This window comes from Paeniglutamicibacter kerguelensis (assembly GCF_017876535.1).
Lineage (GTDB): Bacteria > Actinomycetota > Actinomycetes > Actinomycetales > Micrococcaceae > Paeniglutamicibacter > Paeniglutamicibacter kerguelensis.
The window spans coordinates 633,953-658,416 of record NZ_JAGIOF010000001.1 but is presented as its reverse complement, the minus strand read 5'-3'; the positions used below and the strand labels follow the sequence as shown (position 1 = coordinate 658,416).

The window sequence follows — 24,464 nt, the reverse complement described above, 5'->3', positions numbered from 1 at the left end:
ATTCATGTGGGAAATAGGGGCGGCGCCACAGTGACGCGCATCGCCGTGTGGTTAACCTCGTCCCGTCTATGTGGTTGCCCGACGCATTTTTGCCACGCCTCCCAAGGCCGGAACATCTGGGGACGATTTTGCTCTGAACTGGACTTGCACGTGTTGTCAGCAAATACATTCTCACTACGTCTTGTGGTTAACCATGGGATTAGTGTGAACTGTGGGCAAGTCACGGTCGCGCGAGACCACAGAGCCAGTAGGCACTTGGGACTGCGGGTTGCAATGCAACCTTCAGAATTTTCCTTCTGGATGTGAAGCACCTTGGGAGGTTCTCCACGCAACTCTGTACACGGTCTTGTAACGCAATCGGTCTATTGGGGATCTACTTGAAATCGGCATCATGCCTGGTCTCGGGTAGAACTGCGTCAGGAGACACATTGGGGTTTATTGGCAGGTCTTACGAGCTTGGGGTTGTGGCCGAAATGTTCGATGGCCATGAACAAGCACTTGTGGTGACCGGAGAACTTGGGATGGGCAAAAGCGCGCTGCTTTCTGCCATTCAGTCGCTATACGAACGAGCATTTCTGGTCAAAGCCAACGCACACGAATCGCAATGGCCGTATTCCGGATTACACATGGTTCTTGATGCCTTGGACTTGCCGGAGTTGTGCGAAAAAGTCCAGAAACGAACCGAGTCCTTGGACGCCCCCAGCGCTTTTGAAGTCGCCATTGAGGTTCTAGGCCATGTGCGCGAAGCCAGGTACGAGCCCACCTTCATCCTCATCGACAACGCGGACCAATTTGATGATGAAAGCAAACAAGTAATTGGGATCCTAGTTAGACGCCTCCGGGGTTCCAACGTACGAGTTGTTCTCACCAAAGAATCAAAAGACGATTTCGGCCCATTCGATGGACTTCCAGAGCTTGCGTTGGAGCCCTTGAACCTCAAGGATTCGATGGCGCTAGCCATGCAATCCGCTGTATCCACCCCAAATTTGGGGGTCTCCATGTCTGTTGCCCAGTATTCCCATGGTGTGCCCCTGGCCATTGTTGAAATCATGCGGAGCCTGGGAAAAGGTCCATCGGCGGGGTCAGACCCGCTAATGCTGCCATTGCGGTCGGGTCCGCTCGCCGACAACCTCGTGCAGCAGCAGTTGCAGCTACTCAGCAAGACTGCAATTTCTCAGCTGCAACTACTGTCTTGTGCCTACGTGACACCGCTGGAGACGTTTCAATGGCTCATTCCCGATGAGACGACAACCTTGGATGAACTCATTGCCTCAGGCATTGTGCGCTCACGCGGCGGGTTGTTAAGCATTCAGTCACAGTTGATTCGAACCAGCCTTTATTGGTCCATGGAAGCCCACGAGCGCGCAGATGCCCATCGGCAGTTGGCAGAGGTTCTCCGCATGGCCAATGCCCCAGTGCAGCTGTGGCATGAAAGTTTTGTGAACCCTTCGGTTGAGTTGGCACCACCGTTGGTTCAAGCTGCGCTGCAGTATCTTGACCGTGGAGCCCTTGAATGCGCCATTGAAATGCTTGAACGCGGACGAACGCTGGCCGGGGACGACAGCACTCTCGCCAATGCACTTGAAATTGCCGCCCAAACGCTGCTGGAGCTCGGCCAAGTCTCCCATGCCCTGCGCTACGAGCAAGGGCTTCGAAAGACGCAACCGACTCCGCCCACACCTGAGCAAGCGCTCCTAGCTCTCCGGTTGAACTTCCTCCGGTTCCACAGCGTCGACATTCAGCAGTGCCACGATCTAGTCCAGAACCACGGATCGACACAGCCAGGCAACGTTGGGCATGTCCTCGCCGTGGCATCGTTTTACCTCGTGGAACGCGGCGATTTGGACACCGCTAAATTCCTTCGTGAACACGCATTGTTGGCAAAACCGGTTCACCATGACAAAGCCCGGGCCATGTGCTTAGTGCTTGATCTTCTGCTTACTCCGCCACCCAGCAACAAACGCTGGAGCACAGCTGAAGTAGCCGAACTACTCAACGAGATTGAGCCTCTGGGAATACACCACTCACGCATTCTCTTGGCGCGTGTGCTTTCGTTGTCTGACGACTACGCGGCTGCCCGCGCGTTGTTGAATTCGGTGCTCAGTGCCGGGCAGGACAGGCTCTCCCTGGCCATCGAAGTTGCCAGGCTTTACCAGGCCGAAAACGAGTATCGTGCGGGCCATCTACAAGCAGCCATGGAAACAGTCGCGGTATCTCTTCGAGCCGGCACCGATCCGAATTTGCTCCCATACGCTTCCTCCGTGATTAGAATCTGGTACTGGGGTTTCACAGGCAATCAAGCGCAACAGCGTCAAGCCATTGAAGAACTCAATTCGCCCATTGAGCCGACCCAGCGCAAGTACTTCAGCGCCCGTATGCATGCGATCTTGGGCCGCACCTACCTGGACCAGGGAAATTATGGCCAAGCCCTTCAGCACCTGACGTGGTGCCGAAATCTGGGCAGTTCATTGAGCAAACCCAATCTTTTGCGTCTCGAACCCGACCTGGTGGAAGTCCATGTCCACCTCAAGAATCAAGAAGAAGCCCGAAAAATTTATGAACTTTTCAAGGAACACACCGCTACCTCGCCAAACCGCTGGGCTCAGATTGTTTTGCCCCGTTGCGAAGCTCTCCTGCTCGACGGCGACGCATCCCTCGCGGCATTTCAGGCAGCCGAGAATGTTTGGGATTCCAGCGATTCCGATTATGAGCGCATGCGAACATTTCGGGCCCATGCCCAGCGACTCAGCATGCTCGGAGCGTCCAGTGCCGCAACGCAGAAGCACGACTCGTATTCATCGATCTTTGGCAACAATGCGTTCTTGGGCTCCGCCCCGCGAACGCAACCGCTGCCGCTCCCGGTAATTGATCAACGGCCGGCATTCCTTGCCAGGCTCTCGGGGCCCGAGCAAGAAGTGGTGGAACTGGCCATTGAAGGCCTTACCAACAAGGAAATTGCCAAAAAGGTACAGCTCAGCGTGCGCGGGGTCGAGGCACGTCTTCGGACCTCGTACGAAAAGCTGGGCGTCAAGCGCAAATCCCAGCTCTTCATGTTGTTCGGTGCGGCTTCTCCCACAAATTAGTACTCAACCGGGAGCCGTCGTCCGATACCAGCTGTGGCGCTCACCAGGGTAAGGAGATCGGGGGGCGAATTCTAGGGGACGTTGCAACGTCCTTGGTCAGCTAGCTATCAGTAAGTCACGAAACCACTCGGCAAGCGTATCCCCGACCAGGGTCATGCGGGGGCATTGAGTTCCCGGGCGACACGTTCAAGTTTCTCGGGGCCGTGGATCGATGCGTCGGCGTCTTTGGAGAAATGTTGGCGCAGCAGGCCGTTGGTGTTCGTTGGAGCCGCGCTGCCCGGGGGCTGTGCCGGTCGCAGAAAGTGACGTCCATGTCGGTGGCGAGGTTGAAGGCCTTGTGCTTGGCCATTTCCATGTCTCGGTCCCACGTGAGGTAATCGCGCGGGTGCGCCGGCAGGGACCCTATGGTGTCGATCGACCCGTCGCGCACGATTTCGGCGATGTGGTCCTTTTCCAGATGCCAGGCATTACGCACCGATCGGATGTGGTCCATGAAGCTTGGTTGCCCGGTGAACGAGCGAATCGGTGGTGGACGCTCATCGCAGGGCGAGCGGGCCGAACACCAGCACTCGTTCGTCACGCACCCAATAGGCTCCGGTCTCCCGGCGCTGGGCCGCCGTTGCGAAACGGTAGCGGTAGGCCAACACCCTAATGAAACGCGGACGCCTCCCGGCGAACGGGTCGTGGCCCAACAGTGCCAGGGTCCCGGCATCGGCATCCAGCAGCCTGGCCAGCAGCGCATGGAACCAAAGCTGGTGCAACCCATTCAGAGGCAGGAACCACATCATCCAATCCAAGCGCAGGTGGTAGGGGGCGAATTGCCGCGGCCGCTTGGACACATCCCCCGGTTTTCCCTTGAACCCGTACTCCAGCCAGGTCGCATCGTCCTGCGACTCATCTTCGGTTCCCTCGATGACGACCTCAATCCGCTCCCGGGTGACCGAGCCAAAAGCGCCGTAGGCGTTGCCCAATTGCCAGCGGTTGAAGGACGCATTCATCATCTGGCGGGAGGAGAACAGGTTGCGCAACGCCGGGATGGAGAGCACTGCCAGCAGCAGCGTTCCAGCCAACGTGACCACGATCCACCAGATCGGCGCGTCGGCGCGCGTGCCCGTTTCGGCTGGCAGCCATGGGATGAGCTGTCGCAACACAGGGTCGCTGATCCGGCAGAAAGCCAGCACGATGGTGATCCAATTCAGCCACGCGAAGTTTCCGGTGGCCACCAACCACAGCTGCGTGGCAATGATCACGCCGGCCGCGATCGAGGCGAACGGCTGGGGTGCAAAGAGCAGGAACGGGATCGCCAGCTGGGCGGTGTGGTTGCCCACCGCCTCACAGCGGTGCCACCATTTCGGAGCCAGGTGGGCCCGGCGGCTGAACGGGCCAGGCATCGGCTGGGTCTGGTGGTGGTAGTACATGGCCGTGAGGTTTCTCCAGGCCGGGTCCCCGCGCCACTTGATCATGCCGGCACCGAATTCCAGCCGGAACACCAGCCAGGCAACCAGCAGCAGGATGGTTTGCGGTGGCGGGACCTGCCGGGAACCAAGCAGGCCCACGGTGAATCCTGCCTCCAGCAACAGCATTTCCCAGCCGAACCCGTAGAAGACCTGCCCCACGTTCACGATCGACATGTAAAGGCCCCACAGGGCCAGGAACGCGGCCAGCGGAAGCCACGGAGGCCCGGCCTGGGGAAGCCCTGCCACCAACACCGCGGAGATGACGATCCCGGATGTACACACGGCCGCCAGTTTCCTGTCCGAGTACCCGATCCGGCTGAACAACGAAGGACCACGGGCCCCCGGGCCCCTCAGCAGCCGCGGCGCGGGAAGCAACCCGTGCTCGCCGAGCAGGGCCTGGAACTGGTTCAGGGTCGAGATGAAGGCAACGAGGTAGATCACCGCGACCCCGCGTTGCAGGATTTCGCGGGCCATGTCGTAGTCGTACGCAGCCAGCCACTCCATGAAACCAGCGTAGATTCACCGGGGCGCGGCGGCCATGCCTGGCTTCCGCAGGATTTGCCACCCAGAATTGTGGCCTGAATCACAGACATCTGACAACGTCGAGCTAATGCAAAAGAATCCGCATTCTCATTGCTGAGAATGCGGATTCTTTATTTGAGCTCCTCCGACTGGACTTGAACCAGTAACCCTTCGATTAACAGTCGAATGCTCTGCCAATTGAGCTACGGAGGAATGCAACGAGAAATAGTCTACACATGATTTCGTGAAAACAAAAATCGGGGCCTTCCCCCGCCCGGATCACTCCTGGCGCAGGGCGCGGCGGCGAAGTTCGAGCTCCAGCAGCTCGCGATTGATCTGCTGGAATCCCTCGGGATCGCCAGCCGGGTCCATGCGCTGGAGCTGGCCCATCTTCTCGGCCTTCAGGTGCGTGATCTGGAGTTCGAAGAGCCTGTTGATGATGTCGTTGCAGTAGCGAAGCAGTGCCTCGTTGCTGCTGGCGGGCAACGGCGTGACCGCAAGTTCCGAGACGAAGGAACGCAGCGGCTCCGGCACTTCCTGGCGGATCGCCTCGACCCACTGGGCCGGGGTCGCCCCGGCAAGGCCCGCCGCACGCACGCCGTCATGAACCGCGGCGTGGGCAGGTGCCAGGAACCGTGCATCGTAGAAGGCCTGCCACTGCTCGGGGGTCAGCTGCGCCGGCTGCTGTAGCACGACCTCCAGCGCCTCGCGTTCCATGCGGGACACCGGGTCGCGCGGATCCGGCCGGCTGAATACCGGGGCGGACGGCTGGTCCGGTGCCGCCTCGACGTGTCGTTCTTGTGCCGTTTCCGCCTTCGGCATCCGGTTCCGGCGCGTCGCGGCGCCCACTGAGCGGTTGACGTCCTCGACGTCCATTCCGAGCCAGCCGGCGAGTTCGCGGGCATACGCGGGGCGGATGGCAGCGTCCCTGATGCCGGCGACGATCGGCGCGCTGACGCGCAGCGCCTGGACACGTCCCTCGACGGTGTTGAGGTTGAATTTCTTCAGCCCCGCCTTGATCGCGAACTCGAAGAGCGGCCGCTTGGAATCGATCAGTTCGCGCACGGCCTCCGGGCCGCGGGTCTGGCGCAGGTCGCACGGGTCGGCACCCGTGGGTTCCACGGCGACGTAGGTCTGGGCAATGAACTTCTGGTCTTCCTCGAAGGCGCGCAGGGCCGCCTTCTGGCCGGCAGCGTCGCCGTCGAAGGTGAAGACCACTTCGCCGCCGGATCCGTCGTCGCGCAGCAGTCGCCGGGCGATCTTGATGTGGTCGGCACCGAAGGCGGTGCCGCAGGTAGCCACGGCCGTGCCGATGCCCGAGAGGTGGCAGGCCATCACGTCGGTGTAACCCTCGACCACCACGATCTGGCGTTCCTTGGTGATCTCGCGCTTGGCAAGGTCCACCCCGTAGAGCACCTGGGACTTCTTGTAGAGCTGGGTTTCGGGAGTGTTCAGGTACTTCGGGCCTTGGTCGTCCTCGTAGAGCTTGCGCGCGCCGAAGCCGATGGTGGCCCCCGACAGGTCACGGATGGGCCAGATCAGCCGGCCGCGGAAGCGGTCGTAGATGCCGCGGTTGCCCTCGGAGAACATGCCGGTGAGCTTGAGCTCCTCGTCCTGGAAGCCGCGTCCGCGCAGGTGCTTGAGCAGCGCGTCCCAGCCCTGCGGCGCGTAGCCGACTCCGAACTGGGCGGCGGCGTCCTGGTCGAAGCCGCGTCCGGTGAGGAACTCCTGGCCGGCCGCGGCGCCCGGGGTGGCGAGCTGTTCGCGGAAGAATTCCTCGCCGACCTTGTGCGCATCGAGCAGGCGCTGGCGACGACCGACTTCCTCGCGGCGCGGGCCGGTGCCGCCGTCCTCGTAGTGCAATTCGATGCCGGCGCGTGCGGCAAGGGTTTCAACGGTTTCGGAAAAGGTGCTGTGGTCCATTTTCTGGACGAAGGCAATCACGTCGCCGGATTCGCCACAGCCAAAGCAATGGAATGTGCCGACCTGCGGGCGCACGTGGAATGACGGCGAGCGCTCGTCGTGGAACGGGCACAGGCCCTTCCACGAGCCGACGCCGGCAGACTTCAGCGTCACATACCCGTCAATGACATCCTTGATGTCAGTACGGTTGCGAACTTCTTCGATGTCTTCACGTTTAATCAGGCCGGCCATACCCCTAGTCTAGTGACCGCGGCAAGATCCGGTCGCCAGCCGGCGCCCTGGTGTGGATGGGCACGGGGACGGCGGGCCGCCCGCGCCGTTGCCCGCGTGGATCCACCGGGAAACCGCCGAAGCCCGCGGGGACCTGAGTGGTTAGAAGAGCCGTTCGTTGAAGCTCTTGCCCTCCACCAGGGTGGCGTGCCATTCGATGGCCGAGGCGTCGGTGAGCGATGCCACCTGGTCGATGACGGTGCGCAGTCGGTCTGCGTCGTCCCGCGCGTCACGCCAGTCCGCGGCGAAGAGCGGATCCAGGTACCTGTCCCCTGTTTCCTGCAGCAGCGTGACAAGTTCGGTGAGGATCTCGCTCTGCCGCGCGTAGATGGGCTGTCGCTCGTCGCTGGTCATCACGTACGCGGTGGCCAGGCCCTTCATGGCCGCGATCTCGTGCTCGGTGGATTCGGGCACGATCAGCCGGGCGTTGAAGCGGGTCAGCACGCCGTCGCCGTATTGTTCGCGGGTGGCGTCGATCGCCGACTGGCAGAAGCGCCCGATGAACTGGCTTGTCATGTCCTTGAGCGCGGCCATGGAACGGCGCGAGCCGTCGGTGTGCGGTACCCATTCGCTGGTTGCCTCCAGCCGCCTGATGGCGGCGTCGATGACGTCGTCCTCCACCTGCGGCAGGTACCACTGGCGGGTGAACTTGATGACGCGGGCACGCTGTTCGGCGTCCTTGATCCAACGCAGCTGGAAACGGCCGGCGTTGATCGCGTCCTCAACGTCGTGCACCGAGTAGGAAATGTCGTCGGCCAGATCCATGACCTGCGCCTCGATGCACGTCTGCCGTGGCTCGGCGTCGGAACCCGCCCGCAGCCAGTCGAAGACCGGCGCGTCGTCCGTGTACACCCCGAACTTCGACGTCGTCTTGCCGTCCTTTTCCGGGGCGTCGGAGCGCAGCCACGGGTACTTGCAGGCGGCGTCGAGCGCTGCCCGGGTCAGGTTCAGACCCGCGGAGGCGCCGTTGTGCCTGAAGGTCTTCGTCTCGATCCGGGTGAGCAGGCGCAGCGTCTGGGCGTTGCCCTCGAACCCGCCGATGTCCTTGGCCATTTCGTTGAGCGCGGTTTCGCCGTTGTGGCCGAAGGGCGGGTGGCCCAGGTCGTGGGACAGGCAGGCCGTGTCAACGACGTCCGGGTCGCAGCCCAGGGTCGCACCGAGCTCGCGGCCCACCTGGGCCACCTCCAGGGAGTGGGTGAGCCGGGTGCGCACGAAGTCGTCGGAGGACGGGGCCACCACCTGGGTCTTGGCGCCCAGCCGGCGCAGCGCCGAGGAATGCAGGACCCGCGCGCGGTCGCGCTCAAAAGCGGTGCGGTAGGCCTTCTTTGGCGGTTCGGGAACCCAACGTTCCTCGTCCGCCGCCGTGTATCCGGGGATCTGCGACATGGACTGGTTTAGCCTCCGGAGACGTCGAGTTCGGCGGCCGAGATCATGGCCTTGTGGCTTTCGTTCAGGTCGCGCGTGGAGAGCCAGCCGTCGGGCAGATGGGTCTTCTTGGGCGAGCCGGCACGGCCGCGCTGGCCCTCGGCGTCCTTGCCCGGGTAGGGCATGTCCAGGTCCAGCTGGTCCAGCAGCCCGCGCAGCACCTCGAGGGTGGGCACCTGGGCCAGGGCCGAGCGGATGTCCCCGCCAACCGGGTAGCCCTTGAAGTACCAGGCCATGTGCTTGCGGATGTCGCGCAGGCCCTTGAACTCGTCCTCGAAGTACTCGGTGAGCAGCTCGGCGTGGCGGTACACGGTCTCGGCGACCTTCGCCAGGCCGGGGGTGTAGCGCTTGTCGGTGCCGTCGAAGGCGGCCTGCAGGTCCCCGAAGAGCCACGGGCGGCCCATGCAGCCGCGGCCCACGACGATGCCGTCGACGCCGGTCTGCTGGACCATGGCCACGGCATCCTCGGCGCTCCAGATGTCGCCGTTGCCCAGCACCGGGATGTCCGGCAGGGATTCGCGTAGCTTGGCGATCGAGTCCCAGTCGGCCTTGCCCGAGTAGTACTGGCTTGCCGTGCGGCCATGCAGGGCGACGGCCGCGACGCCGTGGTCGCGGGCGATCTTGCCCGATTCGATGTAGGTGAGGTGGTCCTCGTTGATGCCCTTGCGCATCTTGATGGTCAGCGGCACGTCGCCGCGGGCCGCCTCCGTGGTGGCCGCCTTGATGATGGCAGTGAACAGGTCGGTCTTCCACGGCAGGGCCGCTCCGCCGCCCTTGCGGGTGACCTTGGGCACCGGGCAACCGAAGTTCAGGTCGATGTGGTCCGCGCGGTCTTCCTCCACGATCAGGCGCACCGCGGCACCGACCGTCTTGGGGTCGACGCCGTAGAGCTGGACCGAGCGCAGTTCCTCGTCCGGGTCGTGGGAGATGATGCGCATCGATTCGGGGTTACGTTCCACCAGTGCGCGCGAGGTGACCATTTCGGTCACGTAGACGCCGCCGCCGTATTCACGGCACAGGCGGCGGAAAGCCTTGTTGGTGATGCCCGCCATGGGCGCAAGGATCACCGGGGTTTGCACGGTGTGCTTGCCCAGCTGCAGCGGGGGCAGCTCGAGCTTGGCGCCCGACGGCGCAGGGCTTACTGGGGAATCGGCAGTTACAGTCACTAACCCATTCTCTCAAACATGTGCAAATCGGGTACCGGTGCGGGCTAAGTTGTGCATCACAGCCGCGCCCGGCACCCTCGGCACCCAACTGACCGGCCGGGGCGCGTCCGGCTTGCACCCGCGAACTTGCCGGACGCGCGCCGCGGCAGGCCAACACCCGTGGATCCCGCCGGCACGATGGCCGCAGGGATCCACGGGAATCCGTGTTTAGGCCGTCCCGGCCGTGGCATCCTTGACGGCTGAAATCTCGAACTCGAGCAGCACGCGCTCGGAGACCAGTACGCCCCCGGAATCAAGCAGCTGGTTCCAATTCACGCCGTACTCGCGCCGGTCGATGCGGCGGCTTCCCTCGAAACCTGCACGCAGGTTCCCGTAGGGATCGGTTTCGACGCCGGTGAACTCGATCGGGACGGCAACCTCTTTTGTTGTGTCCTTGATTGTCAGGTCCCCGTTGACGATGAAGCTGTTCTCCTCCACCTGGTCAATGCGGGTCGAGCGGAAAACTATGTCTGGATAATTCGGCACATCAAAGAAGTCGTTGGTCCGCAGGTGCTTGTCGCGGTCGGCGTTGCGTGTGTCGACGCTGGCCACCTTGATCGTGATCTCGACGCTGGACTTGGAGATGTCCTCCACGTCGACGTTGATCACGCCCTCCACTTCGTTGAAGGCGCCCCTTACTTTTGTCACCATGGCATGGCGCGCGCTGAATCCAATACGCGTGTGCGTCGGATCAAGTCGCCACGTTCCGGCGTATGACGGTTCGAGCTTGGTCATTGTTCCCCCTCTGGTTGTCATGCGGGTAGACGGATCCCCTATTAATGATCAGACTACCAACGCAATCGGCGCCCGTCCCCAAGCTTCCGCATTCTTTTAAGCAAGCTTTGAGGTACCCCGTGCCGGGGCGGCGCCCGACCGTTGACGGCCGGTCCGATCGGGGTCCGCGGTCGCCAGGGCGAAAACCCTGCCGCCGGTGCGGCATGCCAATTGCAGCACCGCAAGCGGCGTGCTTCACGTGCGGGAATAGTATTGCCACGGAATGAGCTGTACCCAATGTACATACTTTTGCATGCATAGAAGGTGGAACGTGAAGAAAATTGGGTTTCTGACCTTTGGCCATTCGGGGGGCTCCAGCAACTCCCCGGTGCCAACGGGTGCCGATGCCGTGCGCCAGATGGTTGACCTGGCCGTTGCCGCAGAAGAATCGGGATTCGACGGGGCCTGGATGCGGGTGCACCACTTCGGCAACTCGATCTCCACGCCGTTCCCGCTGATGGCCGCCATGGCGGCGAAGACCACGACGCTCGAGGTCGGTACCGGGGTGATCGACATGCGCTACGAAAACCCGCTCTACATGGCCGAGCAGGCCGGCGCCGTCGACGCGATCAGCAGCGGGCGGTTGCAGCTGGGCGTCAGCCGTGGTTCACCCGAGCCGGCCCGCGACGGCCAGCAACAATTCGGCTACGACCTGGAAGCGGGCAACAGCTGGGCCAACGAGACGCGTGAGCGCACTGCGCTCTTCCGCAAGGCCATCTCCGGTGCGGGCATCGCCCACCCGGTGCCCGGCGGACACCACCACCATGGCCAGGACGAGCTGCTGCCGATCAACCCGATCTCCCCGGGCCTGGAAAACCGGATCTGGTGGGGCGCGGCAACGATCGGCTCGGGCTTGTGGACGGCCTCGGTGGGCATGAATCTGCTCTCGTCCACGCTGTTGCTGGAAGACGACGGCCGGCCGTTCCACGTCCTGCAGGCCGACCAGCTGCGCCAGTACAGGGAGGCGTACGCCGCAAGCGGCCACACCACCGGCGGCATGACTGCCGTGACCCGCAGCGCGTTCCCGATCACCACCGACAAGGACGAGCTGTACTTCGGGCGCCGTGAACGCGGCGACTCGGTGGGCTATCTCGACGGCTCGGTGGCCCGCTCCGGCCCCACCTATTCCGGTTCCCCGGAGGAAGTGGCGCAGCAGTTCATGGACGACGAGGCCATCACCGAGGCGGACTACGTGCTCTTCGCCCTGCCGAACCAGCTCGGCGTGGACTACAACGCCCATGTCATGACTGAGATCGCGAACATCGCGCGCGAGCTCGGCTGGAAGTCCCACCAAGGCAGTCGCACCGCGGATTCCGCTGCATAATTGATGCATGAAAAGCCTGCCCAAGGCCGGGAATCGCACGCCGCTGATCCTGCTTGGCATCACGGTGCTCCTGGTTGTCCTGGCGCTCGTGGTGGTGCTCACCCGCGGGGCCGGCGCCCCGGTGGATCCGCACTCCCCCGAGGGCGTCGTGCAAAGCTACGTCGCTTCGCTGCTGGCGGGCGACCAGGAACAAGCCGCGGCGCTGCTGACGGCCCAAGCGCTCAAGGACTGCCCGACCGGGGCAAACCCCGACCGGGCGGACCTGCGCGTTGCGCTGCTGTCCACTAAGCGGAACGGCGCCGGTGCCACGGTCCTGGTCTCGATCACCGAAACCTCGGTCCGCGGCCCCCTCGGACTGGGCGAGTCGGGGTACGAGGATTCCTTTACCCTGGTTCCGCGGCAGGACAGCTGGGCCATCAGTTCCGCCCCTTGGCCGTTGCTGGCCTGCAGCGACACGGCGGTGAAGTGAGATGGCCGCCTCCGCACAAACCACGGGCGAACGGACCACCGGCGCACTGCCCACGGTGCGACGCCTGGTGCTCTACATCCTCTTCTTCATCCTGGTGTCCGTTGCGGCCTCGGGCGCCTCTGGGCTGCTGGCCATTGCCCTGGAGCCCGGGGCGCTGACCGGGACCGACCGCACCTCGGCCCTAGCCAGGTCTATCGCCTTCCTGGTCATTGCGGGCCCGTTGGCGCTGCTGCTCTGGCGTTCGCTGGCCAAGCGGCTGCTGCAACCGGCCGAATCCGGGGCGCCTGCCTGGGGCCTCTACCTTGCGGCAATGTATGCCACGGCCCTGGTCGCGGGAAGCACCGCGTTGTTCTCTCTGCTGGGCAACCTGGCCTCGGGACGCACCGAGGGCTGGGGGCGTGACCTCGCCGGGGCCCTGGTCTGGGGCGGGGTCTGGTGGTGGCACCAGTGGATCTGGCGCGATGCCCGGCGTGCGCCACGGGTCCTGCCGAATCTTCCGGGGATCCTGGGCAGCTGGTACGGCTTGCTCATTGGCGCCGCCGCCACGGCCACGGCACTGTCCGTCGTCTTTTCCGCCGTGCTTGACGTCTACTTCCCCGCACCCTTGATCGGCAACCCCTGGTGGCAGGGCGTGCTGGCGCAGCTGCCGTGGATCGCCGGCGGCCTGGCCCTGTGGTGGTGGCATTGGACGCACCTGGGCATGGGGACAGTCCGCGGCGGGTTCGCCGATGTCGCGCTGGTGCTCGTGGGGGTCTTGGCCGCGGGCGCGGCGACCATGGGCGGCACCGGACTCCTGCTCTACACGCTGGGGAATGCGGCATTGCGCGGACCGTCGCTGCAGCTGCTGGCACCCGCTCCACTGGCACTGGGCATGGCCCTTGCCGGCGCCATGGTCTGCAGCCTCGCGCCGCCATGGTTCGCCGGGCGCTCGCCCGGCACCGTGGAGGCCGCGCGCCAGGTGGTCTCCGGGCTTGGCCTGGCCGCGGGCGCCTCGGGGCTCGGAGTCTGCGTCAATGCATTGCTGGCCTCACTGACTCCCCCGCTGGCCGGGAACAACACCCGGAGCTTGCTGCTGGCCGGGGTCATCTGGCTGGTGCTGGGCGCACTGACATGGTGGCGGGCGTGGCGCCCGGGGCAGCAGGCGGATCCACGCGGGCGCAGGGTCTACCTGGTGGCGGTCTTCGGCGTCAGCGCCGTGGTCGCCCTGGTTGCGTTGCTGGTGGCCGGGTTCCGGCTCATCGAGTTCCTGCTGGAACCGGACCGCCTGGCCTCCGGCCTGCTCGAGTCGGTCCGCGCACCGGTCGGGCTGCTCACCGCCACCGCGCTGGTCTCGGTTTACCACTTTGCCATCTGGCGCGCCGACCGCGCGGTGCTGGAATCCGCTGATGCCCAAGGGACCGGAAGCCTGGATTCGATTGTCCTGGTGGCCGGCGGCGGCACAGGGTCTCTCCGTGCCGCGTTGGCGAAGTCCACGGGTGCCCGGGTCCAGCTGCTGGCCAGGGCCGGGGACGGCTATCTGGCCACCGAGGAAGAGCTGGCCGCGGCGATCGGCACGGTGGAAGGAACGGCCACGCGGATCATGTTGCTCGTCGAGGGTCCGGGCGAGGTGCGGGCCATCGAGCTGGAATAGCACCCGCCCTCGGCGGAACCACGGAAAACGCCAACGGCGACGCCCGGATCCCCTTGCGGGGAAGTCCGGGCAGCGCCGTTTTGCGTGATCGGCGGCTTTTCCCGCCCCCCGTTGCTACGCCGTGGCCACGATCGTGGTTGTCGAAATGGCCGTGATTTGATTCGCGCCCGATTCGTCACCGAACCGCGGACCGAGTTGGCCCCCGATACAACTCAACGCAGAGCATCGCACATGCTCCCTCCCCGCAGCGGTCGTTGTCGTGGAGATTGCCTTCGCCTTCGTCGCTTGTTGCTGCCGGCATGGGCTGCAGGTCAAGAACTGCCCAGGGAAGTTGCAACCCGCAGCACCGCCGAGCCACGACTGCGATCAACTCGTTGATATGGATCACAATATTGTCAATGTGTACAAAAGTACTGAAACTAAGCATTCTTTGCGATTTGCTTTACCCGCAAGCATGACCCGTGCCACACTTTGGTTGTTATCCATAACATGGCCGTACGGTTTGGCACCGCGTTGGTTGGGGACGTCGTGTGGGCCTGGACCGCTCGCAATCAACAAGGAGCACGATGCGAAGTTCACCAAGAAAGACTCGAAGGGCCGTCGCCCTGACAGCAATCGGAGCCATCGCGGCATCCGCGCTTGTCCCCCTCGGCATGACCGGCGCAATGGCCCTGCCGCAGACCCCCGAGGGATCAACGGGCACCATTTCGTCGAAGGAACTCAAGGTCACGGTCTCGCGCGACTTCCCGCAGGTTCTCAAGTACACCGAGGCGGCCACATTGGCATCCGTCGACGGAAGCACCACACCGATCAAGGCCATCAAGGTCAACGGCGAGACGCACAAGGTCGACGTGACCTCGACGCCCGCGGGCCACTCGACGATGGACTATCGGATCACCATTCCAGGCATTCCCGGCGCGGTCATCGACGCGCGAATCAGCGTCGAGGACTCCGTCATGACGTTCCGCGTCACGGGCATCACCGACGGCACCGCCACCAAGATCCGTACCTTGGGCATCCCCGGGAACAACCTGGTGAGCGTGTCCTCGACCAGCTCCGGTGCACAGGTCGCCACGGCCAATCTCTCCGTGGACCGTGCGAAAACCGGGGACACCTTCACGAACGTCACGGATTCCACCCCCGTCGACGCCGCTCCGAAGGAGTCGGCATTCGCGCTGGCCACCACCGGAGAGCTTGCGGCCGCGCTGGAATCAAACTCCTTGTATGACACGTCCGCCGGCTCCGGATACCGCAGCCAGGGCCGATTCCAGCGCCAGGCCGTGAAAGACGGCGAGCACGTGCGCGTCGGCATCTCCAGCGGCGACTGGCTCTACCGCGCCAACGAGTCGAACGAGACCGAGGAGCTGCCGTGGTCCAAGGTGAAGATCACCGCGGACGCCAACGGCGACGACTCGGTCAACTGGCAGGACGCGGCCATCGCCCTGCGCGACATCGCGGTGCTCCCGAACAGGAGCGGCGACGTCAAGGACAAGGTAGTCCAGCGCATCCCGTTCAACTTTGCGTCCCAGGCCACGCACCCGTTCCTGCGCACCCTGGATGACACCAAGCGCATCGCGCTGGCCACCGACGGACTCGGCCAGTCGGCCATCCTGAAGGGGTTCGGCAACGAGGGACATGATTCGGCCAACACTGATTTCGCAGACAACTACAACACCCGCGCCGGCGGCCTGAAGGACCTGAACCAGCTCCTGGAGGCCAGCAAGAAGTGGAACGCCTCCTATGGCGTCCACATCAACCAGACCGAGGCCTACCCGGAATCAAAGTTCTTCTCCGATGACCTCGTGGACCCGAAGGCCAAGGGCTGGAGCTGGCTGGACCAGTCCTACTACATCAACCAGCGCAAGGACATCCTCACCGGAAACCTCGCCGACCGCATCAAGAAGTTCCGCGAGCAGACCGACGAGAACCTGGACATGGTCTACGTCGATGTCTATTACCAGTACGGCTGGCTGGCCGAGCGCCTGCAGAAGGAACTCGTCAAGAACGGCTTCAGGGTCAGCTCAGAGTGGGCCCACTCGCTGGACCGGAACAACACGTGGTCCCACTGGGCCACCGACGAAAAGTACGGCGGATCCAACAACAAGGGCGTCAACTCGGAGATCATCCGCTTTGCGCTCAACTCGCAGAAGGACACCTGGAACCCGCACCCGCTGCTCGGCAACGCCAACATCGTCGAGTGGGAAGGCTGGACCGGGCAGACCGACTACAACGCCTTCTACCAAAACATCTGGAGAAAGAACCTCCCGGCCAAGTACCTGCAGCAGCAGGAAATCATGAAGTGGGAGAAGGACCGGATCGACCTCACCGGCGGCATTTCCGTCACCGGGACCTCGGCGGCGGACCGGGTCATCACCGACGGAGGTGCCGAGGTGCTGCGCGGGGACACCTACCTACTGCCATGGGCCGCGGATGGCACCTTCGACGCCAGCGGCAAGGAACCGGGCAAGCTCTACCACTACAGCGCCAAGGGCGGCACCTCCACCTGGACGCTGCCTGAGCGCTTCCGCCAGAACGGCGGCTACAAGCTGTACAAGCTCAACGACACCGGCCGTGAACTGGTCGGCCAGCCGCGGGCCAGCAAGGGCAAGGTCACGCTGAGCGCCGAAGCCGGCCAGCCCTACGTGCTGGTGGGCGACGCCCGCAAGGTCCTGCCGCAGAAGGCCGAATTCGGCGAGGGAACCCCTGTCGCGGATCCCGGCTTCAATGCCGGCTCCCTCAAGGCCTGGGATCCCTCCGGCTCGGCAACCACCGAGCGCAACGCCAAGGGCCACACCTATGCGGTGCTGGGCAAGGGCCGCTCGGCCATCACCCAGCGGCTGGGAAAGCTGGAACCGGGGACCTACTCGGTCAGCGCGTGGGTCGAGGTGGAACCGGGAGCGACCCGGGAGACGACCCTGTCCGTCGAGGGCAAGGGCGTCGAATCCGCAGCCAACACCGTCCGCAGCTCACGGGCCACCAACTACGTCGCCGCCGACGAGAAGCACGGCACCAATTTCCAGCGCCTGCGCGTGCTCGTCGACGTGGAAAAATCGGCCACCCCCACGCTGCGCATCGCTGCCGGCGAGGGTGCGGCCAAGGTCCGCATCGACGACGTGCGGGTCGCGTCCACCTCAAAGGTGGCCACCACCGGCGTCATCTCCGAGGATTTCGAGGACATCGACCAGGGCTGGGGCCCCTTTGAAAAGGGCGATGCCGGCGGGTCCACCGACCCCCGCACCCACCTGGCGGAACTCAATGCGCCCTACACGCAGTCCGGCTGGAACTCGAAGGCAACCGACGACGTCATCGACGGCACATGGTCACTGAAGTCCCACGCCGAGAACAAGGGCCCCAACGGCGGCCCGGGTCTGGTGTACCGGACCTCCAACTACACGGTCCCCATGACGCCGGGCCACGAGTACCGGGTCAGCTTCGACTACCAGAACGCCCTCGCGGGCGAATACAACTGGGTCGGTGGCTACGCTTCTGCCAACGGCACGGTCAAGACCCAAGGCAAGGCGTTGCCGCGCCAGTTGGACACCGCCCGGTTCAAGGACACCATCGTGGCCGGCGGTTGCGGCGACACCTGGGTGGGACTCGAACGCGTCGGCGGCAACTCTGAGGCCGACTTCTCCCTGGACAACCTGCTGATCGAGGACCTTGGCAAGGCGGAAAGCATTCCCGCCTGCGGCCAGGTCGCCGTTGAGCTGGAAGGCGACGTGATCAAGCAGGACCAGGACAACACGTTCACCACGACGTTCACCAGCGACGAGCCGGCGGACATCAAGGACCTCAAGGTCGCCCTCAAGCTTCCCGAGGGCTGGAGCGCCACGGCAAAGACCGCGAACACCGCCTCCACGCTGGCGCCGGGCCAGAAGCTGGAAACCACCTGGACCGTGGTGCCCCCGGCGTCCGCGGACGGCGACTACACCGTCGGCACCACCGCGAGCTACACCACCACGGCCGATCCGGTGGGGACGCGCACGGTGTCCGACGACGTGGCCGTCTACACGCTTCCGGCACCGCCCGCGGGCACCGTCTATGCCAGCGACCACCAGTGGGTCAGCGCGGACAACGGCTGGGGCCCGGTGGAGAAAGACAAGGCCAACGGCGAAAACGGGCAGGGCGACGGTCCGCCCATCACCCTGAACGGGGTCGTCTACCCCAAGGGCCTGGGCGCGCACGCACCCAGCACCGTGCGCTACTACACGGGCGGCAAGTGCAGCTCCTTCACGGCGCAGGTCGGGATCGACGATGCGCAGAAGACCCTGGGCTCGGTCGGCTTCACCGTGCGGGCCGACGGCAAGTCCGTCGCCGGCTCCCCGGTGATGCGGGCAACCAGTGAGACCTTCGGGCTGAGCGCCGACATCACCGGCGCCGAGTACGTGGATCTGGTGGCCGACGTCGCCGGGGATGGCAACGGCAACGACCACGCGGACTGGGCCGACGCCAAGTTCACCTGCAAGTAGGCGATTGCGACCACGCGGTTGGGGCCCTTGCACCCGGGATGAGTTCCCGGGTGCAAGGGCCCCTTCCCCATGTTGGGGACCGGCTCCCGCAAACAACAACGGCGTCGTTGCACTCTGGCTACGCGGTGGCCACGATCGTCGTGGTCGAAATGACAGTGGCGTGGTCCGCCCCGATCAGCACGTCGACCAGCGAGGAAAGCACGACCATCGATTCGTCGACCTCCAGCTTCACCGGGTACTGGTGCACCAGCATGGCCAGCATGCCGCGGATCGGCTCGGCCGATTCCTCCTCGCTGAGCTCCGGGTTCCAGCCCAGCAACACGTCGGCGGGCGCATCCACGCGCGCCGGGGTGTAGCTGATGGCGAAGGACAGGATCTTCCCGCCCTGCGCCTTGGGCTTGTCGCGCAGCACGATGGCGCCCTGCGCGCCGGTGGCATCGTCGAGCAGCATCTTCTGGGCGCCGCCAAGCGTCATCTCCGCCTCGTCCCACTGGTGGGTCGCGTTGTAGAACTCGACGACCAGCTTGGTCAGCTCCACCGAACCGGTGGCGATGTCCTCCAGGGTCAGCCCGTCGTCGTCGAAGACCGGGAGCGCCAGGCCCCCGGGTTCGATGATGACATCGCGCGCCACCTGGATCTGACTCATGCCCAGGGACTCGCAGAACCCCGCCGCCGCGGCGGCGTCGGTCCCGGCGGTCCGCGTGTAGCGGGACTTCAGCTCCGTGGTCTGCCCGGCCGGGATCAGCGCGCGCAGGCGCTGAACCAGCTCGGTGCCGACCCCGGTGCGGCGGTGTTCGCGGGCGACTTCCACATACAGCCACAGGCGCTGCGGGTGCAGCGTCGAGGCAAAGACGACGCCCGCGGCAACAGCGATGCCCTGGTCCATGGCCACCAGGCAACGCCCGAACGGCGCGTCCGAGTCGGCACGGAACATGGTGCGGTCCTGGTGCGCGTGCGGGGACGCCGGGTCGCCGAAGATTTCCAGCAACGCCAAATCGTCCCCGTCCCGCCAGGGCCGGAATTCAAGCTCGGCCATGTGACTAGGCTCCGTTGAGGCGCTCGGCCAGGTAGCTGCGCACCTGGTCCAGTGCCACGCGTTCCTGCGTCATGGTGTCGCGCTCGCGGATGGTCACGGCCTGGTCCTCGAGGGTGTCGAAGTCGACGGTGATGCAGAACGGGGTGCCGATCTCATCCTGTCGGCGGTAGCGGCGGCCGATGGCTCCGGCGTCGTCGAAGTCGATGTTCCAGCTCTTGCGCAGCTCGGCGGCAAGGGCCTTGGCCTTCGGGGACAGGTCCTCGTTGCGCGAGAGCGGCAGCACCGCGGCCTTGACCGGGGCCAGGCGCGGATCGAGCTTCAGCACGGTGCGCTTGTCTACCCCGCCCTTGGCGTTCGGGGCCTCGTCCTCGACGTAGGCGTCAACCAGGAAGGCCATCATCGAACGGGTCAGGCCGAAGGACGGCTCGATCACGTACGGGGTGAAGCGTTCGCCCGTGGCCTGGTTGAAGTAGGACAGTTCCGTGCCCGAGCCCTTGGAGTGGCTGGTCAGGTCGTAGTCGGTGCGGTTGGCGACGCCCATGAGCTCGCCCCACTCGGAGCCCTGGAAGCCGAAGCGGTACTCGAAGTCGATGGTGCCGGCCGAGTAGTGCGCACGCTCGTCCTCCGGAACGTCGAAGCGGCGCAGGTTCTCTTCGCTGATGCCCAGGTCCAGGAACCATGCCCAGCAGTCCTCGACCCACTTGTCGAAGAACGCCGGGGCGTCCTCGGGTGCGGTGAAGAACTCAATTTCCATCTGCTCGAACTCGCGGGTGCGGAAGATGAAGTTGCCCGGGGTGATCTCGTTGCGGAAGGCCTTGCCGATCTGGCCGATGCCGAACGGCGGCTTCTTGCGCGAGGCGGTGAGCACGTTGTTGAAGTTCACGAAGATGCCCTGCGCGGTTTCCGGGCGCATGAAGTGCATGCCAGCGGCGGAATCGACCGGGCCGAGGAACGTCTTGACCAGACCGGAGAAGAGCTGCGGTTCGGTGAACTGGCCCTTGGTGCCGCAGTCGGGGCAAGCGATTTCGCTCATGCCGTCGACGGGCTGGCGCTTCTTCTTGGCGACGAAGGCCTCAATGAGGTGGTCCTCGCGGTGGCGCTTGTGGCAGGAGGTGCACTCGACCAGCGGGTCGGTGAACGTCGCGACGTGGCCCGAGGCTTCCCAGACGGCCTTGGGCAGGATGATGGAGGAATCGAGGCCCACCATGTCCTCGCGCCCGCGCACGAAGGTCTGCCACCATTCGCGCTTGATGTTTTCCTTCAGCTCGGTACCCAGGGGTCCGTAGTCCCATGCCGAACGGGAGCCACCGTAGATCTCACCGGCCTGGAAAACGAAGCCGCGCCGCTTGGCGAGGGAGATGACTTGATCGAGCTTGGACTGAGGCGCCATAACAACTCCAATGATTCACGAGGCCGCTGGTTGCGGTCCGTAGGGCGAAAAACATACTCACTAAGCCTAACGTGAATACGTCCCCGCGCCAGAGTGTTTCCGCCGGGGCCAAATCATGACGTTGGGCACTGGCCGGGCGCCTTGCATGCCTTCGGGATTTCGCCTTGCGGGGCGAGAAATTGATGTCAGCGCGTGGCCCGGGGTTTCGGACTCTTGCTTCCGGCCAGCGAAGCCAATCCGACGGCGGCCAGGGTCAGCAGCGTGCCGCCAATGGTCGCGGCATTGACCAAGGCGCCGGGAGCGGGAAGAACCAGGTCAATGAGCAACGAACCGACGAGTTGCCCGCCGATCATGCCCAACCCGGTGAGCAAGACGCCCAGGTGCTTGACCAGGTAGGCCGAAAGACCAATGAACACGCAGCCCAGCGGGCCGCCCAGGTAGTACCACCACTGCGTGGGCAGCGAGTCGGGAGCCCCGGCGAACGGCAACCGGATGAGCAGGGCGATTCCCAGCAGGAACGCACCCACGGTGAAATTCACCAGCGTTGCTGCCACGGGTGTCCCGTAGACCTGCGATTGCACGCCATTCATTGCGGCCTGGAATCCCATGAGGAACCCGACCACCAGCGGAATCAGAAGCGGCAGCAGCAGGGCCGTCACCGAGCCGGAGGTTTCCAACCGGGGGCTCACTGCCCACACCACGCCCACGATCGTGAAAGCCGCAGCAATGGCCCGCAGCGCGTTGATTTTCCTGCGCCCGCCGGGGCCGAATCCGATGAGGTCAACAAACATGGAACCCATGGTCTGCCCGGTCACGATCGATACCGTGAACAGCGCGACGCCAACCAGCGGCACCGTCAAGGTCTGCGAAAAAACCACGAGGGCACCAACTCCGCCGGCTGCCAGGTACCAGCGCGGGAACCGGCGTTCGCGCAGCGCCACGGGGATCATTTTGGCACCCGCGCGCGCGCCGGGCACCACGAGCGAAATCACGATCAACAAAAGCAACCCGGTGGTGAAGCTGACCAAAGACGCAGCAACGGGGTCACCCAGGTGTATGCCCAAGGCTCCGTTGACTCGGCTTTGAATGGGCATGACCAAGCCGGCCAGAACTGCTGCCAAGAGGTAGACAAGCCCGAAGCGACCCGGGTTCTTGGGGCCGGAATGGGGTTGGGATTTACTCACGATAACTTGCTTGCTTTCCATTGCGGTCGCCCGTTGGGGCGCCATGAAGTGATGAATACGGCCACGAGGGTCAGCAGGGTTCCAACGATTTCACTGGTGCCGACCCGTTCCGGTTCAAGCAGCAGGTCCATCAACAGCGAACCCACGAGTTGCCCGGTCACCAACCCAATGCCCAGCACCAGTGATCCAAGCTTGGGAACCAGGCTGACGCCCGTGACGACAAAAAGGATGCCGAGTGGACCGGCGAAATACATCCACCATTGCGGCGCTTCGGCAAAGCCGAAGGATTCGACGCCCAGCAGGGCAACGACGGCCATCGCCAGGAGCAGCCCGCCGACGGAGGCCACATAGTTGATGGTTGTTGCCGTCGCCGTCGACCCGTAGGCCTGCCCGGCCCTCCCGTTCATCGACTGCTGGAAACTGACCAGCAACCCGGCGACGATCGCCACCACCAGCGCTACCGGCGCCATCGGGTCTTCGGCTGCCCGCGCACCTGTCCCCCACGCGGCCACCGAGGCCCCGACAACCAAGAGGCAGGCGCCGGCCAGCCGCTGTCTGGTGATGGGTTGGCGACCCGCGGGGCTGAACCCGATCACGTCGATGAGGATGCTCGACAGCGTCCTTGCCCCGACAACAGCCACGGCAAAGAGGGCCAGCCCGATGCTGCCCACGCTCATCGCCTGCGCGACGATGTAGTAGGCGCCGATCAAGCCCGCCAGAACGAAGTAGCGGGGAACGCTGCGTTCGCGCCACACCGTGCCGACTTGCCTCCAGCCCCGGCGGGCGGCCGGGATCGAGACACTCGCGACTAGCATGCAGGCCAGCGCGGTCGATGCGCTGAGGATCGCTGCCGGCAGGAATCCTCCGAGGGGCGCCGCAGCGCTGGAGGTGATCAGCGCCTGAAGCGGCATCAGCATGCCCGCCGAGCCGGCGAGCACCAATGCACCTGCGACTGCGCTGGGTTCTGGACGTGCCACACTTCTCCTTGGAACGGGATGCCTACCTAGAGAAACGTACTCCCACCCTTCGCGGGGCTCGACATTCTGTCGGCTACGCCACAAACTTCAGCGTCATCATCACTTCATGCACATCGCGTCCGGATGATGCGCGATGATTGATGCATGGCAAATTCCGAGGTATTCCACATTCAGATCCGCGACGAATCAATCCGGCTGGGACAGCTGCTCAAGCTGGCGTCCCTGGCCGAGGACGGCTTGCACGCCAAGCAGATGATCGAAGACGGACTGGTGAAGGTCAACGGCGAGATCGAGACCCGCCGCGGTGCCCAGATCCGCAACGGTGACACCGTCACGGTGAACGGCGAATCGGTCCAGATCGAAACCGCTTAGTTTCCCCATTCTGAACACGCCTTGTGGCGGCCGCTAGGATTTCCAGGCGGCCGCCACAAGTCTTTGAAGCTCGTCAAGGTTCAAACCGGCGGATCTCGCCTCCCCCTTCAGCGCCGATGCTTCCGCCAGCAGGGCACCTCCAGCACCTGCCACCGGGTTTTCGCGAGTGCCGTTGGCGCTGCCGGGGAGGCGCAAAAAACCTCCCGCTTGTATCAAGCGGGAGGTTCGTTCTTGCTTCAAGCAAACGGCACAAGAGGGTTAGACGGTGGCACCCTTCAACACCACGTGAGTCAGGAATTCGTGCACGTGCGCCATTTCCTGAGCATTGACCGAGTGCAACATGTTTGCGTACAGCACCTTGGTGACATGCACGTTTTCGGTGGCCCAGGCGTGGGTGTACTCGACCTTGTCCGTCGTGATGACGGGATCAGCCTGGTCGCGACCCCAGAACATCGGGGTCTTGACGGCCGCAAGTTCATCGTCCTTGAAGAATCCGGACTCGTCCCCCGGTACAGCGAAGCCCGAGAGTCCAATGACGGTGGAGATCGCCTGCGGCTGGTGGCGCAGCAGCGACGTGGCCACCGCCATGCCCATGGAGAACCCCAGCAGGCTTACGGAAGAGTGCTGTTTGGCGATCGGCTCGAGCCAGGCCCACAAATCCGCGACCGACTCCTTGACCGCATCAAACGAATAGTCAAGGTCCTGCATGAGCGGGAACCAGGTGAAGCCCGGGCCAAGGGCCTTCGGGGCCCGCACCGAAACAACGGTGAATTCGTCGGGAAGCATAGGGGCCAATCCCATGAGGTCTTCTTCGTTGGACAGGTATCCGTGCAAGAGCACCAGCAATGGCGTGCCGGCCCGCTCGGCTTCGGGGCGCGACCAGAGGACAGTGGGGTTCCAGGTATTTTCACTCACCCATCCAGTCAACCAGAATCCGCGCTCCGTTGGTGTCGC

The 24,464-nt window shown here is 64.3% G+C and carries 16 protein-coding genes and 1 tRNA gene; 6 read left to right on the top strand and 11 right to left on the bottom strand.

The window, feature by feature from the left end:
- Positions 1-302: 302 nt before the first annotated feature.
- Entirely contained in the window at positions 303-3,083 is a 2,781-nt protein-coding gene (locus JOF47_RS02905; protein WP_342592694.1) for a helix-turn-helix transcriptional regulator, read from the top strand.
- Between the two features lie 536 nt (positions 3,084-3,619).
- On the opposite strand, the gene JOF47_RS02900 is transcribed toward JOF47_RS02905, so the two are convergent.
- From JOF47_RS02900 to JOF47_RS02875, 6 genes are all read right to left on the bottom strand, one after another.
- On the bottom strand, positions 3,620-5,044 hold the full coding sequence (locus tag JOF47_RS02900; RefSeq protein ID WP_209995848.1) for a lipase maturation factor family protein: 1,425 nt from the start codon (positions 5,042-5,044) through the stop codon (positions 3,620-3,622).
- Positions 5,045-5,202: 158 nt separating this feature from the next.
- Positions 5,203-5,275, bottom strand: a tRNA-Asn gene (locus JOF47_RS02895).
- 66 nt (positions 5,276-5,341) lie between these two features.
- Positions 5,342-7,216: a DNA primase gene (gene dnaG / locus JOF47_RS02890; RefSeq protein WP_209995847.1), complete on the bottom strand. Its 1,875-nt coding sequence runs from the start codon at positions 7,214-7,216 to the stop codon at positions 5,342-5,344.
- Positions 7,217-7,357: 141 nt separating this feature from the next.
- Entirely contained in the window at positions 7,358-8,641 is a 1,284-nt protein-coding gene (locus JOF47_RS02885; RefSeq protein WP_209995846.1) for a deoxyguanosinetriphosphate triphosphohydrolase, read from the bottom strand.
- Between the two features lie 8 nt (positions 8,642-8,649).
- The gene (dusB, locus tag JOF47_RS02880; protein WP_209995845.1) at positions 8,650-9,846 is read right to left on the bottom strand and encodes a tRNA dihydrouridine synthase DusB; all 1,197 of its coding nucleotides are present in this window, start codon (positions 9,844-9,846) and stop codon (positions 8,650-8,652) included.
- 207 nt (positions 9,847-10,053) lie between these two features.
- Positions 10,054-10,620 (bottom strand): YceI family protein, encoded by a 567-nt coding sequence (locus tag JOF47_RS02875; protein WP_209995843.1) that lies wholly within the window; start codon positions 10,618-10,620, stop codon positions 10,054-10,056.
- A gap of 310 nt (positions 10,621-10,930) precedes the next feature.
- Between JOF47_RS02875 and JOF47_RS02870 the strand changes: the two genes are divergently transcribed.
- The 4 genes from JOF47_RS02870 to JOF47_RS02855 all read left to right on the top strand — a co-directional run bounded on the left by JOF47_RS02870 (position 10,931) and on the right by JOF47_RS02855 (position 18,551).
- On the top strand, positions 10,931-11,983 hold the full coding sequence (locus JOF47_RS02870; protein ID WP_342592693.1) for an LLM class flavin-dependent oxidoreductase: 1,053 nt from the start codon (positions 10,931-10,933) through the stop codon (positions 11,981-11,983).
- 7 nt (positions 11,984-11,990) lie between these two features.
- Positions 11,991-12,452, top strand: a complete 462-nt coding sequence (locus JOF47_RS02865; protein ID WP_209995839.1) for a hypothetical protein — start codon at positions 11,991-11,993, stop codon at positions 12,450-12,452.
- A 1-nt stretch (position 12,453) separates the two neighbouring features.
- Entirely contained in the window at positions 12,454-14,082 is a 1,629-nt protein-coding gene (locus tag JOF47_RS02860) for a DUF5671 domain-containing protein (protein ID WP_209995838.1), read from the top strand.
- Between the two features lie 566 nt (positions 14,083-14,648).
- Entirely contained in the window at positions 14,649-18,551 is a 3,903-nt protein-coding gene (locus JOF47_RS02855; protein WP_209995836.1) for an endo-alpha-N-acetylgalactosaminidase family protein, read from the top strand.
- Positions 18,552-18,669: 118 nt separating this feature from the next.
- Here JOF47_RS02855 and JOF47_RS02850 read toward each other — a convergent pair whose 3' ends face one another.
- From JOF47_RS02850 to JOF47_RS02835, 4 genes are all read right to left on the bottom strand, one after another.
- The gene (locus JOF47_RS02850; RefSeq protein ID WP_209995834.1) at positions 18,670-19,587 is read right to left on the bottom strand and encodes a GNAT family N-acetyltransferase; all 918 of its coding nucleotides are present in this window, start codon (positions 19,585-19,587) and stop codon (positions 18,670-18,672) included.
- Positions 19,588-19,591: 4 nt separating this feature from the next.
- Complete coding sequence (locus JOF47_RS02845; RefSeq protein WP_209995831.1) at positions 19,592-20,977, bottom strand: glycine--tRNA ligase; 1,386 nt, start codon at positions 20,975-20,977, stop codon at positions 19,592-19,594.
- Positions 20,978-21,162: 185 nt separating this feature from the next.
- A complete protein-coding gene (locus JOF47_RS02840) occupies positions 21,163-22,164 on the bottom strand; it encodes a DMT family transporter (protein WP_377738804.1) in 1,002 nt (333 codons plus the stop codon).
- Positions 22,158-23,138, bottom strand: a complete 981-nt coding sequence (locus JOF47_RS02835; RefSeq protein WP_209995827.1) for a DMT family transporter — start codon at positions 23,136-23,138, stop codon at positions 22,158-22,160. The genes JOF47_RS02840 and JOF47_RS02835 overlap by 7 nt, the downstream gene beginning before the upstream one ends.
- Before the next feature lie 144 nt (positions 23,139-23,282).
- Here JOF47_RS02835 and JOF47_RS02830 point away from each other — a divergent pair, with 144 nt between their 5' ends.
- On the top strand, positions 23,283-23,510 hold the full coding sequence (locus JOF47_RS02830; RefSeq protein WP_209995825.1) for an RNA-binding S4 domain-containing protein: 228 nt from the start codon (positions 23,283-23,285) through the stop codon (positions 23,508-23,510).
- Between the two features lie 258 nt (positions 23,511-23,768).
- Here JOF47_RS02830 and JOF47_RS02825 read toward each other — a convergent pair whose 3' ends face one another.
- Positions 23,769-24,425 (bottom strand): alpha/beta hydrolase, encoded by a 657-nt coding sequence (locus JOF47_RS02825; RefSeq protein WP_342592691.1) that lies wholly within the window; start codon positions 24,423-24,425, stop codon positions 23,769-23,771.
- Between the last annotated feature and the right edge of the window lie 39 nt (positions 24,426-24,464).

Coding starts and splice junctions, on each gene's coding strand:
- JOF47_RS02860 (WP_209995838.1), top strand. CDS start 12,454: ATGGCCGCCTCCGCACAAACCACGGGCGAACGGACCACCGGCGCACTG.
- dnaG (WP_209995847.1), bottom strand. CDS start 7,216: ATGGCCGGCCTGATTAAACGTGAAGACATCGAAGAAGTTCGCAACCGT.
- JOF47_RS02865 (WP_209995839.1), top strand. CDS start 11,991: ATGAAAAGCCTGCCCAAGGCCGGGAATCGCACGCCGCTGATCCTGCTT.
- JOF47_RS02855 (WP_209995836.1), top strand. CDS start 14,649: ATGCGAAGTTCACCAAGAAAGACTCGAAGGGCCGTCGCCCTGACAGCA.
- JOF47_RS02850 (WP_209995834.1), bottom strand. CDS start 19,587: ATGGCCGAGCTTGAATTCCGGCCCTGGCGGGACGGGGACGATTTGGCG.
- JOF47_RS02900 (WP_209995848.1), bottom strand. CDS start 5,044: ATGGAGTGGCTGGCTGCGTACGACTACGACATGGCCCGCGAAATCCTG.
- JOF47_RS02845 (WP_209995831.1), bottom strand. CDS start 20,977: ATGGCGCCTCAGTCCAAGCTCGATCAAGTCATCTCCCTCGCCAAGCGG.
- JOF47_RS02830 (WP_209995825.1), top strand. CDS start 23,283: ATGGCAAATTCCGAGGTATTCCACATTCAGATCCGCGACGAATCAATC.
- JOF47_RS02885 (WP_209995846.1), bottom strand. CDS start 8,641: ATGTCGCAGATCCCCGGATACACGGCGGCGGACGAGGAACGTTGGGTT.
- JOF47_RS02875 (WP_209995843.1), bottom strand. CDS start 10,620: ATGACCAAGCTCGAACCGTCATACGCCGGAACGTGGCGACTTGATCCG.